Annotated in this window: 12 protein-coding genes and 3 pseudogenes; 8 read left to right on the top strand and 7 right to left on the bottom strand. The window is 52.4% G+C overall.

Annotated features, from left to right (window positions below; genetic code table 11):
- The 3 genes and pseudogenes from QZ279_RS15315 to QZ279_RS15305 form a co-directional block, all read right to left on the bottom strand.
- Positions 1 to 757 (bottom strand): annotated as a pseudogene (locus tag QZ279_RS15315) (cytochrome P450); the annotation flags it as partial.
- Positions 754 to 1,976, bottom strand: a pseudogene (locus QZ279_RS15310) (hypothetical protein). The pseudogenes QZ279_RS15310 and QZ279_RS15315, both read right to left, overlap by 4 nt.
- A 59-nt stretch (positions 1,977 to 2,035) precedes the next feature.
- Positions 2,036 to 2,788 (bottom strand): cytochrome c biogenesis protein CcdA, encoded by a 753-nt coding sequence (locus QZ279_RS15305; protein ID WP_293452535.1) that lies wholly within the window; start codon positions 2,786 to 2,788, stop codon positions 2,036 to 2,038.
- A gap of 73 nt (positions 2,789 to 2,861) precedes the next feature.
- Between QZ279_RS15305 and QZ279_RS15300 the strand changes: the two genes are divergently transcribed.
- Positions 2,862 to 3,095 (top strand): sulfurtransferase TusA family protein, encoded by a 234-nt coding sequence (locus tag QZ279_RS15300; protein WP_293452532.1) that lies wholly within the window; start codon positions 2,862 to 2,864, stop codon positions 3,093 to 3,095.
- A gap of 62 nt (positions 3,096 to 3,157) precedes the next feature.
- On the opposite strand, the gene QZ279_RS15295 is transcribed toward QZ279_RS15300, so the two are convergent.
- Positions 3,158 to 5,941 carry a ribonuclease E/G gene (locus QZ279_RS15295; protein ID WP_293452529.1) on the bottom strand — a complete coding sequence of 928 codons (2,784 nt, stop codon included), beginning with the start codon at positions 5,939 to 5,941 and terminating at the stop codon, positions 3,158 to 3,160.
- Between the two features lie 746 nt (positions 5,942 to 6,687).
- On the opposite strand from QZ279_RS15295, the gene QZ279_RS15290 reads away from it, so the two are divergent.
- Positions 6,688 to 7,029: a TfoX/Sxy family DNA transformation protein gene (locus QZ279_RS15290; RefSeq protein ID WP_293452526.1), complete on the top strand. Its 342-nt coding sequence runs from the start codon at positions 6,688 to 6,690 to the stop codon at positions 7,027 to 7,029.
- 78 nt (positions 7,030 to 7,107) lie between these two features.
- Here the strand turns inward: QZ279_RS15290 and ndk are convergent, their stop codons facing one another.
- The gene (gene ndk, locus QZ279_RS15285) at positions 7,108 to 7,530 is read right to left on the bottom strand and encodes a nucleoside-diphosphate kinase (RefSeq protein WP_293452523.1); all 423 of its coding nucleotides are present in this window, start codon (positions 7,528 to 7,530) and stop codon (positions 7,108 to 7,110) included.
- Between the two features lie 172 nt (positions 7,531 to 7,702).
- Between ndk and QZ279_RS15280 the strand changes: the two genes are divergently transcribed.
- The 3 genes from QZ279_RS15280 to QZ279_RS15270 are packed head-to-tail and all read left to right on the top strand — an operon-like array spanning position 7,703 to position 10,809.
- Positions 7,703 to 9,565 (top strand): ABC-F family ATP-binding cassette domain-containing protein, encoded by a 1,863-nt coding sequence (locus QZ279_RS15280; RefSeq protein ID WP_293452520.1) that lies wholly within the window; start codon positions 7,703 to 7,705, stop codon positions 9,563 to 9,565.
- Complete coding sequence (locus QZ279_RS15275; RefSeq protein ID WP_293452517.1) at positions 9,562 to 10,188, top strand: MarC family protein; 627 nt, start codon at positions 9,562 to 9,564, stop codon at positions 10,186 to 10,188. The genes QZ279_RS15280 and QZ279_RS15275 overlap by 4 nt, the downstream gene beginning before the upstream one ends.
- 30 nt (positions 10,189 to 10,218) lie before the next feature.
- Positions 10,219 to 10,809 (top strand): TIGR02281 family clan AA aspartic protease, encoded by a 591-nt coding sequence (locus QZ279_RS15270; protein WP_293452515.1) that lies wholly within the window; start codon positions 10,219 to 10,221, stop codon positions 10,807 to 10,809.
- A gap of 60 nt (positions 10,810 to 10,869) precedes the next feature.
- On the opposite strand, the gene QZ279_RS15265 is transcribed toward QZ279_RS15270, so the two are convergent.
- Positions 10,870 to 11,331 (bottom strand): DNA polymerase III subunit chi, encoded by a 462-nt coding sequence (locus tag QZ279_RS15265; RefSeq protein ID WP_293452513.1) that lies wholly within the window; start codon positions 11,329 to 11,331, stop codon positions 10,870 to 10,872.
- Between the two features lie 2 nt (positions 11,332 to 11,333).
- Positions 11,334 to 12,803, bottom strand: a complete 1,470-nt coding sequence (locus tag QZ279_RS15260) for a leucyl aminopeptidase (RefSeq protein ID WP_293452511.1) — start codon at positions 12,801 to 12,803, stop codon at positions 11,334 to 11,336.
- 128 nt (positions 12,804 to 12,931) lie between these two features.
- Between QZ279_RS15260 and lptF the strand changes: the two genes are divergently transcribed.
- From lptF to QZ279_RS15245, 3 genes and pseudogenes are all read left to right on the top strand, one after another.
- Positions 12,932 to 14,065 carry an LPS export ABC transporter permease LptF gene (lptF, locus tag QZ279_RS15255; protein ID WP_293452508.1) on the top strand — a complete coding sequence of 378 codons (1,134 nt, stop codon included), beginning with the start codon at positions 12,932 to 12,934 and terminating at the stop codon, positions 14,063 to 14,065.
- Entirely contained in the window at positions 14,062 to 15,159 is a 1,098-nt protein-coding gene (lptG, locus tag QZ279_RS15250; protein WP_293452505.1) for an LPS export ABC transporter permease LptG, read from the top strand. The genes lptF and lptG overlap by 4 nt, the downstream gene beginning before the upstream one ends.
- A pseudogene (locus tag QZ279_RS15245) lies at positions 15,156 to 16,534 on the top strand (LPS-assembly protein LptD); the annotation flags it as partial. The gene lptG and the pseudogene QZ279_RS15245, both read left to right, overlap by 4 nt.

Below are 16,534 nucleotides of genomic sequence, written 5' to 3'. Positions count from 1 at the left end.
TCGACCATTTCGCCCGTCGTGAAGCGTTCGCCTGTAACGGGGTCCTGCGTCAGCATGATCTTGGTCACCAAATCATCAGGCGCACTCCCGTCTTTGATCTGCTGGGTCCGCAACGTCGTTAACTGCGTGATCAAGGCGCGGATTTTGAACGCAGAAGTGCGTGTTTCAGAGCGAAAAAATCGCGGTATCCAACGGGGTAACGGAAAGATCGCCGCAAGGTTCAAAAGCAGCTGTGAGCGTTGATAGGTCTTAAATTCGTTAAACATTTCTGTGGCCGTTTCGTTTTCAATCGGGATTGAAAATAACGTGCGAAAGATCACATCAGCGGTCGCGTGGCTGGTGTGTTCTTCAATCTCGACCTCACGATCAATGAACGGTTCCAGCCGCTTTACTGCTGCGTCCGCCGCCGCCCACATCGCCGGAAACGTCTCGCGCAGGCGTCCGCCCTCAAAGGCAGGGTCAATGATACGGCGCTGGCGCTTCCACGTTTCACCATTGGTCAAAAACACCCCCTCGCCAAGCAAGGGACGCAGCCCCTCACTGACACGCGCACTTTTGCGAAACACATCAGGGCGCTCTTTCAGAACCATTTTCATCAGCTCTAGTTGATTGATCAGGTAGGATCGAAAGAACGGCGTTCGAAATTCGGCCGTCCATGCGCGGATAGGATGTCCTTGCGAAACAGTTTCACATATTGGCGCAGGCTTACCTTTACGGCGCGCGCTTTGGGTTTGGGGGGCAGGTTCACATCACTCATGGCGCGACTGGCTTGAAACGATTAACAGGTGCCTCGATCCGGCTTTTGGATGGCGGACGTCCTAGATAACGTTGCGATAATGTCATTGGGCCAGCCGTGATCTGAAAGTAGTCATAATCTTTAGGCCGATCAAACGCGCAAAGATATTGGAAATGTAGACGGAAAAACCGCCACTTTAATTCGTTCCAGCGCGCGGGACTTAGGGTCTGTGTGAACGCTGTCGAAAAAACCAAAGGCTGCTTCTTGTCCAAAGGTGCAACGCCTGTGACGCTGACCGGATCACACAAAGCAAACGCACACCCATCGCCGGGGGCCGTCACATCGACCCAGAATGGGGTGTCTTGTGAGGACATATATGCAAGGTCTGCACGAAGGCGCCATGCATCGGGCAAGAAGGACACCATAGGAACAACTTGGCCAAGGGTGAGAAAGCTAAGGGTCGGGCCCGTTGTGGGCAACGATCCTTGGCGCAGTAGGTCTGCAAGGACCGAGACACCCAAATGCGCGCCAGAGGAATGACCGATAACGAGGACCTCGTCGGCATCTGAATTCAGCGCCTCATTTAAGCGAATCACGAACTCCGCCATGCGCGCTTCTAATTCGGGCGGATTGGCACCGCGTGTGCGCGCAGAATAGGCATAGTCGTGCATAAGGTGGTAGGCGAAAAACTTTTTATCTTTGCGCCGGAAGAAATCGAGGATGCCATAGGCTATCCCTGCTCCAATGCCCCATCCAATCAGCTTGCCTGCGATATTGGGGAACACCATCTGCACCGCTTGCGCGATCCCATATGCAGCCATCCATGCCAGAAAAGCCTGCGCCAACAAGAATCCAACAGGATACAGCGCAGCAATCACAGGGCCTTTGCGTAGTTTCATCAAACGCCACAACGCCCCAGAACTGATGTAGATCCAAGCGGTCTGCGCCATCACGCGGTAGGTCGCACCGATCCCCATATTCATACTGGTTTTGACCATATCGGCCCAGTAGAGCACTTCGACCTCTGTCTCCACGTCCACATCGTCAATCAAAGCGCTGACATGTCAACCATACGGCCCTTTGCCCTGCTTGGGCTTCAGCCCGATTTCATAGTCGGAAATCTCTGCCTGCACCGCACTTTCTTTACGGTATAATTCTCGGTAGCGACGCGGATGGAACGGGTCATAGCCGGGGATGAAAACACCCGACGGTTTTTCACCTGTTTACCTTGCTCACTCATCACGCCACACCTTTTTCGCCTAACATCAAGCTAGCAGGCCTATTTGGCAAGAGTATGACTTAACCGAGTGTTGCGAGTGCTGGAAATGTCTCAAGCAGCCAGAATGCGAAAAGCGAGAACGCACCTGTGATCATGGCCAAGCCAACGAGAATAAGGAGGACACCAGAAATTTTCTCGATCAGTCCCATATGGCGTTTCAATACCGTCATGACGCCCATCGCGCGGTCGATAAAAAATGCGGCCAACAAGAACGGTATTCCAAGGCCAAGCGCGTATACACCAAGCAACGTTGTACCGCGCACAACGTCGGCCTCTGAAGCTGCCAATGATAGTATCGCGCCAAGTTGCGGGCCAATGCAGGGCGTCCAGCCGAAGGCAAAGGCAAGGCCAAGAACATAGGCACCAAAGGCGCTGCCACCCCTGTCACCTGCATCAAGACGCGCTTCGCGGTTGAGGAAACCGATGCGGAAGATACCAAGGAAATGCAAGCCGAAGATAATGATCACGACACCTGCGATTTGGCCGAATAGAATTTGGTTCTGCAAAAAAAACGCACCAAATATCGAGGCGGTAAACCCGAGTAATAAAAAAATCGTCGACAGACCCATTACAAAGAAGATCGCAGCAATGCCTGTTTGGCGACGTGCCTCGCGCGTGCCTTGCATTTCAGGCAAGGAAACGCCGCTCATGTAGGCCAGATACGGGGGCACAATGGGGAGTACACAAGGGCTAAGGAACGAAACGATGCCAGCCAGCAGCGCCACGACCATCGCGGGCGCAAGGCCTGCGGATATGATGTCTATTCCGAACATGCGCCCATGTAGCCTGAGCCGCTGCATGATGCAAAGTCACAAGGGCGTGGACAGGCTGAAACATCACGCATAAATGAAGGGTATGAGACATGAACTTGATGCAATTTCCCTACTTTGTCCCCTGCCCGTTTTGAAAGTGCGCAAGCGTTTGCAACCTTTGGAGATCGGGGATGAGTTAGAAATGCGTGCGGATGATCCCGCCGCAATTGTCGACGTGCCCCATTTTTGCGCAGAGGCGGGTCATACACTGGTCGAAATGCGCGATGAAGGCGCTGTTCAGGTCTATGTGATCCGCAAAGACCGCTAGGTACAACGCAAAAAAGCCGCGTGTGATACGCGGCCCTTTGCTTAGTTTTTTAGGGCCTTCTGTTACTTACCGAGCGACCACCAACCACGGCGCTTAGGCTTGGTTGGCTCCACGTACGCAAGCGTCTTCGGCTCAACCACTTCTGGCGCAACAGATTCAACAACTGCCACTTCGACAGGTGCAGGTGTTGGCTCAACTGTTGGTTCAGGCGCAGGTGTAGGTGCTGGTGCAGCCTCCACAACAGGTGCGGCAACCGGCTCAGCAACACCCTCAGCAGCTGGTTCAGCAGCCACTTCAACGGCTGCCGCCTTAGGCTTGCGCGGTGCACGTTTACGCTTGGGTTTCTGCGCAACGACTTCAGGCTCGGCTGCACTTTCGGCCACTGGCTCAGCAGGTGTTTCACCCGCTTCAACCGCACCTTCTTGCTGTGCTTCGTCCTTCTTGGGCTTGGCACGGCTACGAGCGCGCGTCACACGCTTTGGCTTTTCAGCAGGTGCATCCTCGGCCACAACCGTCTCTGCACTCGCTTCAGCAGGTGCATCGCTTTCAGCAGCAACAGGCGCTTCGCCCTCAGTTGCAGGTGTTGTGGCAGCATCCCCCTCAGCGGTGTTTTCAGATGCGGTGGCACCCTCTACACCATGCGCGTTCTCGCCACCATTATTGTTGTTCTTCTTGCCACCACGACGACGGCGACGACGGCGCTTCTTAGGCTTGTCCTCACCATCTGCATCTTGCTCAGGCGCACCCCCGACGTTGTTTTCAGAAACCGCCTCAGCCGCCTCTTCTTCATCCTCATCAGCCACATCTTCATCGACTTGATCCATCAAGGATGTATCAACAGAAACAACATGCGCAGACGGCTCAGGTACGACGCGAGTTGCCGTCTTGAGCTTTTCCAACGCGAAATCAGGGCTGACCAAATGGCCATCCGCTTCAATCCGCACAGACAGGCCATAACGAATTTCGATCTGTGCGATGTGCTCGCGCTTTTGGTTCATCAAGTAGTTCGCAACGGGCACAGGTGCGCGCACCAGAACCTCACGAGAACGACGACGCACGCCTTCTTCCTCGATTTGGCGCAGAATGTTCAACGCCATGTTGTCGTCAGACCGGATCAAACCAGTACCATGGCACGATGGGCAAGGCGCAGTCGTTGCTTCGATCATGCCGGGGCGTAGACGCTGACGCGACATTTCCATCAGGCCGAAACCAGAAATACGACCCACTTGGATCCGTGCGCGATCAGACTTTAACTTGTCCTTCATGCGCTTTTCGACAGCCGCATTGTTCTTGCGCTCGTCCATATCGATGAAGTCGATGACGATCAGACCAGCAAGGTCACGCAGACGCAATTGACGCGCGACTTCTTCAGCAGCTTCAAGGTTGGTCTTGGTCGCTGTGTCCTCGATTGAGCCTTCTTTGGTCGCACGACCAGAGTTCACATCGACCGCAACCAGCGCTTCTGTCGTGTCGATCACAATGTAGCCGCCAGATTTCAGCTGAACCGTCGGGTTAAACATGCCCGACAGATAGCTTTCGACCTGATAGCGCGCAAAAAGCGGCATGGATTCAGTGTAGAGCTTCACGTTCTTTGCGTGGGACGGCATGATCATCTTCATGAAGTCCTTGGCAATGCAGTAGCCACGCTCGCCCTCAACAAACACTTCGTCGATGTCGCGGTTATAGAGATCGCGGATCGACCGTTTGATCAAATCGCCTTCTTCGTAAATCTTCGTAGGTGCGATAGATTTCAATGTCAGTTCGCGGATCTGCTCCCACAAACGTTGCAAGTATTCATAGTCGCGTTTGATTTCGGTCTTGGTGCGCTTGGCACCCGCCGTGCGAACAATCAAACCAGCCCCCTTCGGCACTTCAATTTCGTTCGCTATCTCTTTGAGTTTCTTACGATCTACAGCATTGGTGATCTTACGGGAAATGCCACCACCGCGTGCGGTGTTGGGCATAAGAACGCAGTAACGACCTGCAAGCGATAGGTATGTTGTGAGGGCTGCGCCTTTGTTGCCGCGCTCTTCCTTAACGACTTGAACCAGAAGGATCTGGCGCACTTTAACAACTTCTTGGATCTTATAGCGACGTGGACGTGGCTTGCGCGTAGGACTGATGTCCTCAACGTCGTCCTCATCAGAAACAGATTCGATATTTTCGTCGCGCTGTGTTGCCTTGCTGGCTTTGCGTGCGTGATCACCTTCGATCTCGTCATCATCCACGTGCAACGCTTCCACGCGCAGAGCTGCGACATCACCCGCAACGCCGGCCTCGATCTCAACAGTCGTCTCAGTCTCAACAGCTTCGCCAGCCGCAGGAGTATCTACAGGTGTCTCAGCGACATCAACCATTGGCGATGTCCCCTCGGGAACCTCCGCAACAGCGTCGTCTGCTAGATCAATTGTCTCCATTCCAGAGACTTCACCCAAAACATCCGCCTCGACCTCTTTACTGACAACCGCATCATCCGTTTTGGCATCTGCGGCCTTCGTGGACGAACGGCGTACTCTTGGTTTATCCTGCTCTTCATCGCGCTGACGCTGGCTTTCAGCATGCAGGCGCTCTTGCTCCATCAGGGCCTCACGGTCCGCGACAGGGATCAGATAATAGTCAGGGTGAATTTCCGAAAACGCAAGGAAACCATGACGATTTCCACCGTAATCCACAAAGGCCGCCTGTAAAGACGGCTCTACGCGGGTTACTTTTGCAAGATAGATGTTACCAGCAAGCTGGCGTTTTTTTTCGGATTCAAAGTCAAATTCCTCAACCTTGTTTCCGTCGACCACAACAACGCGGGTTTCTTCCGCGTGGGTGGCATCGATAAGCATTTTCTTTGGCATAATATCCGATTGCGTCCAGCACGTAAGGCAGGCACCGGATCACATCTGTGATCTGGCGGTCCATTTGTCTGATGTGGGGGACGTCTGGTATGGGCGATGGTGCGCGCAGGCCGGCAGAGCCCGTAGTGGGCTCCTGCTCTGATACTCATGCCTTGCGCGCGCTTCATCGCGTTTCTTCTCCGACACATCATACCAAAACTGATACGTGCGCCCATTATGAGCCGCTCTTCATTGCAAAGAAACGGCGCGTCGTAAGGCCCGTTGGTCTCCATTTGAAAAGATCACCATCTGGGCCGTATCTGTCTGCCTCCAAACGCCTTTGCTATTGCAAAGCGGGCGGCAGCGAAACTCTCCCGGGTCATGTTTGCGATACAACCACGATCCGTAACCCATACATAGGGTCTATAGTGGGTGATCCGCAATGGGTAATCGCGCCCATTTTGGGTGATAACACGAAACAAATCGATCTGGATTAGTTGACATAAGTGGTTTTGGAATACCCCAAATCCGCTGCATTTCCGGCATCGCACTGCCTTTCCTGCCTGTCAGAACGATCAAATCAAACGTCCCGCTCCATACCTTGATCGAAAGGAAGTTCCGTGTCCCTATCAAAGCCACCAAGCCCCCCCGAGCAAGCCAGTTCCAGCAAACTCAAACGTTCCAGCAAGTGAAAAACCGAACAAACCAATGATCTTCACCGATTTTGCAAGTATCTGAACCGCGCGCGCTGTGCTAACCTCTTCTGCATGGGCGATCCAGTTTCAACGATTCCAAATCTTGGCCCCGCAAGCGGTGCAAGCTTCGCCAAAGCGGGTCTCACCAGCGCGCAGCAGGTGCGCGATCTCGGCGCTGACGCAACCTATATCCAGCTGATAAAAGATGGAACACGGCCCCATTTCATCGGCTACTATGCGCTTGTCATGGGCCTCCAAGGACGCCCTTGGAATGACTGCATCGGTGCTGAAAAAGCCACGTTGCGCAAAACCTTCGATAAAATCAAATCATCTGCTTTTGGCGCAAAAGAAAAGGGCCGCTCCGAATTGGAAGCAGCCCTTGACGCAATCGGTGTCGTAGAAAAGCGCCCCTAAAGTCGGGCGCTTTTCATCTTTCTAAGTAAACCTCGGGGGTCTGGGGGCTGGCCCCCATCCCGAAATCACAAACGGCGATTAGCCAACCAGTTCTAGACCAGAAAAGAAAAACGCGATCTCTTCTGCTGCCGTCTCAGGAGCATCAGACCCATGAACAGAGTTTTCGCCAACTGATTCTGCGAAATCAGCGCGGATTGTGCCCGCAGCAGCGTCCGCGGGATTCGTAGCACCCATAACTTCGCGGTTTTTCGCGATTGCGCTTTCGCCTTCAAGAACCTGAACAACAACTGGCTCAGAAATCATGAAGTCACACAGTTCGCCAAAGAACGGACGCTCAGAGTGAACACCGTAAAAGACTTGTGCTTGTGCGAGTGTCATCTGAATACGCTTGGATGCGACAACGCGCAGGCCAGCCTCTTCGAACTTTGCTACGATTTTGCCAGTAAGGTTACGGCGCGTTGCATCAGGCTTGATGATTGAAAATGTGCGTTCCAGAGCCATGAGAGACGTCCTTTATTTAATAGCGTTCCGCCCCATGCGGGATACGCCGATCGAATTCTGAGGCGCGCTTAGCATGGGCACCTCGTGTTGAAAAGCCGCGATCTGAAACGGCGTGGCACTCTGGCAAAGATCACCGCTGGTGTCGCCGCATTTCCTCTGCTATCGCCCGCGCATGCTTAAAATATCTGATATCACATACTCCGTTGCGGGCCGCACATTGGTCGAAAACGCATCCGTCACCATTCCAACCGGACATAAGGTTGGTCTTGTCGGGCGCAATGGCTCTGGCAAAACCACGCTGTTCAAAATTATTCGTGGCGAAATGGTATTGGATACCGGCGTTGTGAACATGCCCAAGGGCTGGAAAATCGGCGGTGTTTCTCAGGAAGTCCCCGGCAACGAAGTGTCTTTAATCGACACAGTTTTGCGCGCTGACACCGAACGCGAAGCGCTGCTGGCCGAGGCCGAAACAACCACCGATCCCGCGCGTATTTCCGAAGTTCAAACGCGCCTTGCCGATATTGATGCATGGTCGGCCGAAGCCCGCGCCGCCACCATTCTTCGTGGCCTTGGTTTTACGCATGACGAACAGCTGCAACCTTGTTCAGCCTTTTCAGGCGGTTGGCGCATGCGCGTCGCGTTGGCGGCGGTTCTGTTTTCTGAGCCTGACTTGCTGTTACTGGACGAACCGACAAACTATCTTGATCTTGAAGGCGCGCTTTGGCTTGAGGCATATCTCGTCAAATACCCACACACAGTTTTGATCGTATCGCACGACCGTGAACTGCTGAACCGCTCCGTTGGCGGCATTCTGCATCTCGAAGATAAGGGCCTGATCTACTACACTGGTACGTACGATATGTTCGCCAAGCAGCGTGCACAAAAACGTGCATTGCTGGCATCTGCCGCCAAGAAACAAGACGCAAAACGTGAGCATCTTCAAGCGTTTGTAGACCGTTTCAAAGCCAAAGCTTCAAAAGCCAAGCAAGCCCAGTCGCGTGTGAAAGCACTGGAAAAGATGGAAACCATTCGTGCCCCGGAAGACGTGGCGCGTACGGTCTTCACCTTCCCCAAGCCCGAAGAATTGTCCCCCCCGATTATTGCCACTGAAAAAGCATCTGTTGGCTACGGCGAGACGATCATTCTGCGTGATCTGAACCTGCGCATTGACCAAGATGACCGCATCGCGTTGCTGGGTCGCAACGGCGAAGGCAAATCGACGCTGTCCAAAATGCTCTCTGATCGTTTGCAAATCGCAAGCGGGACCATGACCACATCTAACAAGCTGCGCATCGGCTTCTTTGCGCAACATCAGGTGGATGAACTCTATATAGACGAAACTCCGCTAGAGCACTTGCTGCGCGAACGCCCCGCTGAGGGCCAAGCGCGTCTGCGTGCGCGTCTTGCTGGTTTTGGTCTTGGCGCAGATCAGGCCGATACCGTTGTGGGCCGTCTGTCGGGTGGCCAAAAAGCGCGTCTTTCGTTGCTGCTGGCCACCCTGCCCGCGCCGCACCTACTTATCCTCGACGAACCGACAAACCACCTAGATATCGAATCCCGCGAAGCGCTGGTTGACGCCTTAACCGCCTATTCGGGTGCCGTGATCCTTGTGAGCCACGACATGCACTTGCTGTCCATGGTCGCGGATCGTTTGTGGTTGGTGAAAGACGGTCATGTGTCTGTTTATGACGAAGACTTAGAAACCTATCGCAAGATGCTGCTTAGCCCTGACAAGCCTACAAAAGGCAAAGGTGGCAAGCCCGTCGAAAAAGCAAAGCCAAAAGGCCAGTCCCAAGAGCAGATCAAAGCAATGCGCCTTGACGTGCGTAAATGCGAAGATCGTGTCAATAAAATCAATGACATGCGGGACAAGCTGGCCAAGAAATTGGCTGATCCGGTTCTCTATGAAGAAGCGCGCAAGGGCGAGCTGGACACGTGGAATAAAAAATACGCGGAAGTCATGGATGCCCATGGACGTGCCGAATCCATGTGGATGGCAGCGCTTGAAAAACTGGATGCAGCAGGCGCAAAATGATCGACACAGCATTTTTCATCACTTCATTTGTGACGTTGTTTGTTATAATTGACCCCATCGGCCTGACGCCCATGTTTGTGGCGTTGACCCAAGGCATGTCCCCAAAACAACGCCGCGCGATTGCAATTCGTGCGACGCTTGTGTCCGCTGGAATCTTGGCAGCGTTTGCAGTGTTCGGCGAAGCCTTGTTGGGTTTCATCGGAATTTCAATGGCAGCATTCAAAATCGCAGGCGGCATTCTTTTGCTTCTGACAGCGTTGGACATGTTGTTCGAACGCCGTTCAAAACGACGCGAAGATACAGCCGATGATGAAGACGAAGATTTTGATGATCCCTCCGTCTTCCCCCTAGCCATTCCCCTAATCGCGGGACCGGGGTCGATCGCGACAGTAATTTTGCTGGTGGGCGCAACACCTGGCTACACGGGGCTTGGGGTTTCACTGGCTGTAATGCTTTTGGTTTTGGTCGTCACGTTCATCTTTTTCCAAGCTGCCAGCCCGTTAGAGCGGATGTTGGGCAAAACTGGCATTAACGTCGTATCGCGCTTGCTTGGCATGCTGTTAGCGGCTCTGGCCGTGCAGTTCATGCTAAATGGCCTTAAGGACTTTGGACTTCTGGGATAAGTGCCTACATAGGTTTTCAGGAGGCGCGTGATGGAACAGTTTTCGGGCGATGATTTTGGCAATTTGATCTATTTGGTGATCTTGGGTGGTGTAATCGCGTTCTGGTTCTTCACAGCAGGTCGCAATTCAATGAACAAAGTGTTGCAACAGTTGGCAGTTTGGGCGCTGATTTTCATTGGCGTGATCGCGGCCTATGGCATGTGGGGCGACATTCGCCAAACTGTCGTCCCCGAGCAAAGCATTGTCCAAAATGGCGAACGGATAGAACTGCCCCGTGCGCGCGACGGACACTATTATGCTGTTGCGATGGTTAACGACGTGCCCATTCGCTTTGTTGTCGACACCGGCGCGACGGGTGTTGTTTTGCGCAAGGCCGATGCAGAAAAAGCTGGCATCATTTTGGAGGATCTTGCGTTTTTATCCGAAGCCATGACGGCCAACGGTAAAGTGCGCATCGCGTCCGTGCGCACCGATCGCTTTGGATTCAAAGGTGCCGAGATCCCAGGCTTTCGCGTTGATGTGAACGAAGGTCAGATGTCACAATCCTTGATGGGAATGAGCTATTTGCAGACTTTTGAGCGGATTGAAATTTCTGGTGGAATGCTTGTTCTGGTACGTTAGTAAGATTTTAGACGTTGGAAGCCTCCGGCAGGGATATTTGGGAAAGGGGAAGCATGGGCGTTAGTCTTTCTTGGCCTTCATTTGCCAATTGCCACTTTCCTCTGACCAGTATTGTGCGGCGCATCCTGCATCGGTGAGTGATTTCCATTGCGTGCGCGCGAATTGGGTTTGGGCCTCGTCGTTGCCGTCAAAGAGAATGCAGGTGCGTTCGTAGGTTTTGACTTGCTCAGCGGTGACATCTGCGCCGTCGATGCACATCGCGCACGCAGCTTGATTTTCTGTTGTGTGTTTTGGGCTAAGCAAGATCGGTTGATCAACATCATTTGGACCGCCCGCGCGACCATGCGCTAAGAAATCCGTATTCTTTCCGTTCCAAAGGTTTTTATCTAAACCGTTGAGCCGTGCCGGATCGTTGCCCACCACAAGACAGCGCCACCCCGCACCAAGCGCTTTTGAAAGCAACAAAGGCAATGTCGCTTCCAAGGGTTTGCGTGTCAGGTGGTAGAAATAAACTGCGCCCATGTTCAGCTTTCAAACATATCATGCACAAGGCGGTTTAGCGCCATCACACCCCACCCTGTTGCGCCAACGGGTGCCAACCTGGTTTCAGATTTTACGGATGCAACACCCGCGATATCGAGGTGAATCCATGGCGTTTCGTCTTTGACAAAGCGCTGCAAGAACTGCGCGGCTGTCACAGAGCCCGCAGCACGGCCACCTATGTTTTTCATATCTGCGATACGGGATTTGAGCAGGTCGTCGTAGGCTTTGCCAAGAGGCATGCGCCACGCACCTTCGCCCTCTGCCTCGGCAGCCTTCAGGAAAGCATCACACAACGCGTCATTATTGGAAAACACACCCGCATTTTCATGACCCAGACCAACGATGATCGCGCCAGTGAGCGTTGCCAGATCAATCATTCCCAAAGGCTTGAAGCGTTCTTGAGCGTACCACATGACATCACACAGAACCAGACGGCCTTCGGCGTCGGTGTTGATGACTTCGACCGTGTCGCCCTTCATGGAACGGATCACATCACCCGGGCGCACCGCGTTGCTAGAGGGCATGTTTTCAACAATGCCCACAAGGCCAACCACATTGGCCTTTGCCTTGCGCAGCGCCAAGGTGCGCATGACGCCAGATACAACACCCGCGCCCCCCATATCCATGGTCATATCTTCCATGCCTGCACCGGGTTTGAGCGAAATCCCGCCTGTATCAAACACAACGCCTTTGCCGACCAAAGCCAGCGGAGCCGTATCTTTTTCGCCGCCATTCCAGCGCATCACGACAACTTTGGACGGGCTGTCAGAGCCCTGCCCGACGCAAAGCAACGTGCGCATGCCCAGCTTTTCAAGGTCCGCTTCTTCAAGGATTTCGACGTCCAGTCCAAGGCTTTCCATCTCTTTCAAACGATCCGCAAATTCGGTTGTCGTCAAAACATTCGCAGGCTCATTCACCAGATCGCGGGTCATGTGCGAGCCCTCAGCTATGGTCATCAGGGTGGCGACTTCTGGCGCGACCTCTTCAGGCTTGGCGCACATAACAGTCAAGCTGCGGGATTTATCATTTTCTTTTGTTTTATGAGGGGTAAATTCATAGGCGCGCATTGCCGCCCCCAGCACGATTTGCGCTATTTTTGTGTTGCTTTCAGCAATCAATAGCGCAGCCCCCTCGCCCATCGCTTTGCCAAGACCTGCACCCGCCGCACGCGCATCTAGAACACTTGGACGGCGATCAAGACACAGGATATCGATTGCTTGCGCCGCCATACCCGTGGGATAAGTCAGCGTCATGACCTTGCCAGCTGATGCGCCTTCAAGTTCGCCTGTCTCGATCACACGCGCAACCGCGCCCTTGGTCAAGCGGTTCACACGCCGCGCACCTGAATCCAATTTACCGTCTTGCGCAATTACGAGAGCGATACGTCCTTCAAAACCCGCTAAGGCATCAAGATCAACAGCGGCGAAAGTCGTGGCGATAAGATTTGGCATGTTCGGGCGTTCCTTTTCAACATTTACTCAAGGGATAGCGCTGTTCCTTGCACATGGCCAGATAGCAGTTTTCCACAAGCTCAAAATAGGCTAGACCTACAAAAAACGAGCAGGAAATGGGGGCGCACTTGACTAAATTCGACAGATACGTGCTGTCGCAACTGTTTGTGCTGTTCGGCTTCTTTTCTTTGGTGCTGGTGTCAGTCTATTGGATTAACCGCGCAGTCATCCTGTTTGATCGATTGATCGCAGATGGTCAGCCTGCGTCTGTGTTCCTCGAATTTACGGCCCTTAGCCTGCCAAATATTGTTCGAATGGTTCTACCAATGTCAGCCTTCGCCGCATCGATCTATGTCACCAACAGATTGGCATCTGAAAGTGAATTGGTGGTGATGCAGGCCACTGGGTATTCCCCTTGGAGACTTGCGCGTCCCATCGTCATATTCGGGCTTTTAGTCGGAGCGTTTATGATGACGTTGACCCATTTTTTGGTCCCAACGTCCTTGGAACAGCTGCGCTTTCGAGAGAACGAAATAAGCGGATCATTTTCGTCTCAACTTTTGCGTGAAGGCGAGTTTATGAATCCCACAAAAGATGTGACGTTCTATATTCGAGAGATTACGCCAGAAGGCGTTTTGAAAGATGTTTTCCTAAGCGATCGCCGAAATGAGGCGCGCGCCGCCACGTATACATCAATCGATGGTTTTCTTGTCAAAGAACCAACGGGGCCAAAGTTAGTCATGGTGAATGGAATTGCCCAAGCGTTGGATGAAAGCACCCGCAAACTAACAATTACTAGATTTACGGATTTCTCTTACAGCATATCTAGTTTTATCGAAGAACCAGGCGCGCTCTTTAAGCCCTTGGATCAACGACCGACCCTTCAAATGTTATATGCTACTGAAATTATTGCAACGAGCACCGGCGCATTGCCAGGCCGTGTTCTAGAGGAAGCACACGGTCGTTTTAATCAACCAATCTTATGCCTTGTTGCGGCCCTCATAGGGTTTTCAACTTTGCTCGTTGGCGGCTTTTCTCGCTTTGGTGTCGGGCAACAAATTATCGGTGCAATTTTGCTTTTGGTTCTCGTGAAATTGGTAGAGAGCATAGTGACCGATCCGGTCCGTGCCAATCCGATGCTTTGGCCCCTTGTATACGCCCAAAGTGTTTTCGGCCTCGGGGCGGCGTCCTTTATGCTTTGGCTTGCGGCCCGTCCACGGCGTCGCCGAAAAACCATCCCCGTAGCAGAGGTTGCGGCATGATCTTACACCTCTACTTCGCACGACGTTTTTTCCGCGTTTTCTTAGCGACGCTTCTGATATTTATAGCATTCTTGACGCTGATTGACCTGATTGAACAAATGCGACGCTTCAGCAACGAAGGTGTCGGCTTCTCTGACATTCTAGTTCTGACATTGCTTAACGCGCCCGGAGCAATTTATCAGATTTTACCGCTGATCATGATCCTATCCTCGGTCTCATTGTTTTTGACCCTCGCACGAACATCAGAGTTGGTCGTCACTCGCTCTGCGGGACGATCAGCATTGGTTGCGTTGATTTCGCCGATGGTTGTATCCGCACTTATTGGTATTGGTGCAGTGACCTTGTTTAATCCCATTGTCGCCGCAACAAGCCAACGTTATTTGACCCTTGAGAGAGAATACAAAAAGCAAGATCAAAGTACTTTTTCTATTGGACGAGACGGGCTTTGGTTGCGCCAAGGCGATGAAGATGGCCAAACGGTCATTCACGCAAATGCAGCGACTGAACAAATGACGACGCTTTTTGATGTGAGTTTTTTACAATTCAACTCATCAGGCCAGCCCCACACCCATATTTCTGCTGAACAAGCGAACCTAACAGCAAATGGTTGGCAGCTGATATCGGCAAAGCTTTGGCCTTTGGACACCGACGAAAATCCTGAAGAAAACGCGCGTGAGTTGGATCAATTGTCAATTCCGACGACGCTTACAATTGAACGTATCCGCGATAGTTTCTCAGAGCCTTCCGCGACCTCTATCTGGGACTTGGGTGCCTATATTAACGAGCTGAAAGACGCTGGGTTTTCGGCGCGCCGCCACGAAGTTTGGCGACAAATGGAACTCGCCCGACCACTTTTCTTGATGGCAATGGTGCTTGTTGGCGCCGGTTTCACAATGCGCCATAGCCGCTTTGGAAAAACAGGCATAGCCGTTTTGGCGGCAGTTATGCTAGGGTTTGGTCTATTCTACGTCCGAAATTTTGCGCAAATTTTAGGTGAAAATGGACAGTTACCTACAGTGATTGCTGCTTGGACACCGCCGATCGCTTCGATTTTGCTTGCACTCGGCCTTTTGCTGCATATGGAGGACGGATGAGCTATTTTGTCCATATCTTGCGTATTTTTAGTGTCGTTACATTTGTAAGTACGTGTTTAGTATTTCCTGCCCGCGCTCAAAGCGTCGATGCAGCCTTGTTGGTTGCAGACAGTGTTTTGATTACAAAAGATGAACGCCTTGTGGCTACGGGAAATGTTGAAGCGTTCTACGATGGAATCAGACTTTTTACCGACAAGATTATCTACGACCAAGCCCGCGATGAACTTATCATCGAGGGCCCTATACGCATGTCCCAAAAGAACGGCGACATCATCATTGCAGATAGTGCTGACTTAGATAGCAAGCTGGAAAACGGCATTTTGCGCGGCGCACGCTATGTCTTGAACCAAGAATTGCAGATTTTATCTGCGCAGACAGACCGCGTAGAGGGCCGGTATACAGTCCTGCGAAAGGTCGTGGCGACCTCATGCCAAATATGTGGAACAGGTATTCCCATCTGGCAAATCCGCGCCGAACGCGCCATCCACGATCGCGAAGAAAAGCAAATCTATTTCCGACATGCACAGTTTAGATTGCTGGGCGTTCCATTACTATACTTGCCGACTATGCGTGTTCCAGATCCTTCCCTGAAGCGCACAACAGGGTTTCTTACGCCTAAATTTGTGTCCAGCACGACCCTAGGGCTTGGCATCAAGGTGCCCTATTTTATTACACTCGGTGATCATGCAGATGTCACAATAACTCCCTATGTGTCCCCAGTAACATCGACAGTTGAACTACGGTTTCGCAAAAAATTTCGCCGCGGTTACCTAGAGCTAAACGGGGCCGCTTCCCAAGATACGCTGATACCTGGCGAATTACGAAATTACGTTACTGGTTATGCTGAGTTTAACCTGGGTAAGGGTTTTGCCCTAAGCTTTGATGTCGAAGCCGCATCTGACAGCGGATATCGATCGAACTATGGATATTCGGGCCGGGACAGACTTGGTTCTGGAATAAAGCTCACCCGTGTCAAACGCGATGTGTTTTTCCAAGCGCAATTACTAAATTTTGAAACCTTGCGTGATAATGAAAGCAATGACATTCAACCCACATTGGTCGGCAATGTCATGTACGAACGCCGTTACCAGCTTGCACGGATTGGTGGCGAAGTGCGGTCCTCGTTGCAACTACACGGTCACAAACGCGTGTCGCTCACTGATATTGTGGGCAGAGACATGGCGCGCATCAATTATGATCTATCATGGCGTAATGAGTGGACTGTTGGCCCTGGTTTGCGCTTTGGGTTGCTAACTGGTATCGGCCTGGACCGTCACTTTGTCGCACAAGACAGCACATCTAACGCACGTAAGACACAAGCAACTCCAATGATTGCTGCATCGTTGCGTTATCCATTGCACAGTGTTGGATCAGA

This window comes from Planktotalea sp., assembly GCF_018607965.1.
Taxonomy (GTDB): Bacteria; Pseudomonadota; Alphaproteobacteria; order Rhodobacterales; family Rhodobacteraceae; genus Planktotalea.
This window is presented reverse-complemented; position numbering and strand designations above follow the sequence as displayed.

Bases quoted from the DNA above. Each gene is read 5' to 3' on its own strand.
- ndk (WP_293452523.1), bottom strand. From the start codon at position 7,530: ATGGCTCTGGAACGCACATTTTCAATCATCAAGCCTGATGCAACGCGC.
- QZ279_RS15295 (WP_293452529.1), bottom strand. From the start codon at position 5,941: ATGCCAAAGAAAATGCTTATCGATGCCACCCACGCGGAAGAAACCCGC.
- QZ279_RS15305 (WP_293452535.1), bottom strand. From the start codon at position 2,788: ATGTTCGGAATAGACATCATATCCGCAGGCCTTGCGCCCGCGATGGTC.
- QZ279_RS15260 (WP_293452511.1), bottom strand. From the start codon at position 12,803: ATGCCAAATCTTATCGCCACGACTTTCGCCGCTGTTGATCTTGATGCC.
- QZ279_RS15290 (WP_293452526.1), top strand. From the start codon at position 6,688: ATGGGCGATCCAGTTTCAACGATTCCAAATCTTGGCCCCGCAAGCGGT.
- QZ279_RS15265 (WP_293452513.1), bottom strand. From the start codon at position 11,331: ATGGGCGCAGTTTATTTCTACCACCTGACACGCAAACCCTTGGAAGCG.
- lptG (WP_293452505.1), top strand. From the start codon at position 14,062: ATGATCTTACACCTCTACTTCGCACGACGTTTTTTCCGCGTTTTCTTA.
- QZ279_RS15270 (WP_293452515.1), top strand. From the start codon at position 10,219: ATGGAACAGTTTTCGGGCGATGATTTTGGCAATTTGATCTATTTGGTG.
- QZ279_RS15300 (WP_293452532.1), top strand. From the start codon at position 2,862: ATGAAGGGTATGAGACATGAACTTGATGCAATTTCCCTACTTTGTCCC.
- QZ279_RS15275 (WP_293452517.1), top strand. From the start codon at position 9,562: ATGATCGACACAGCATTTTTCATCACTTCATTTGTGACGTTGTTTGTT.
- QZ279_RS15280 (WP_293452520.1), top strand. From the start codon at position 7,703: ATGCTTAAAATATCTGATATCACATACTCCGTTGCGGGCCGCACATTG.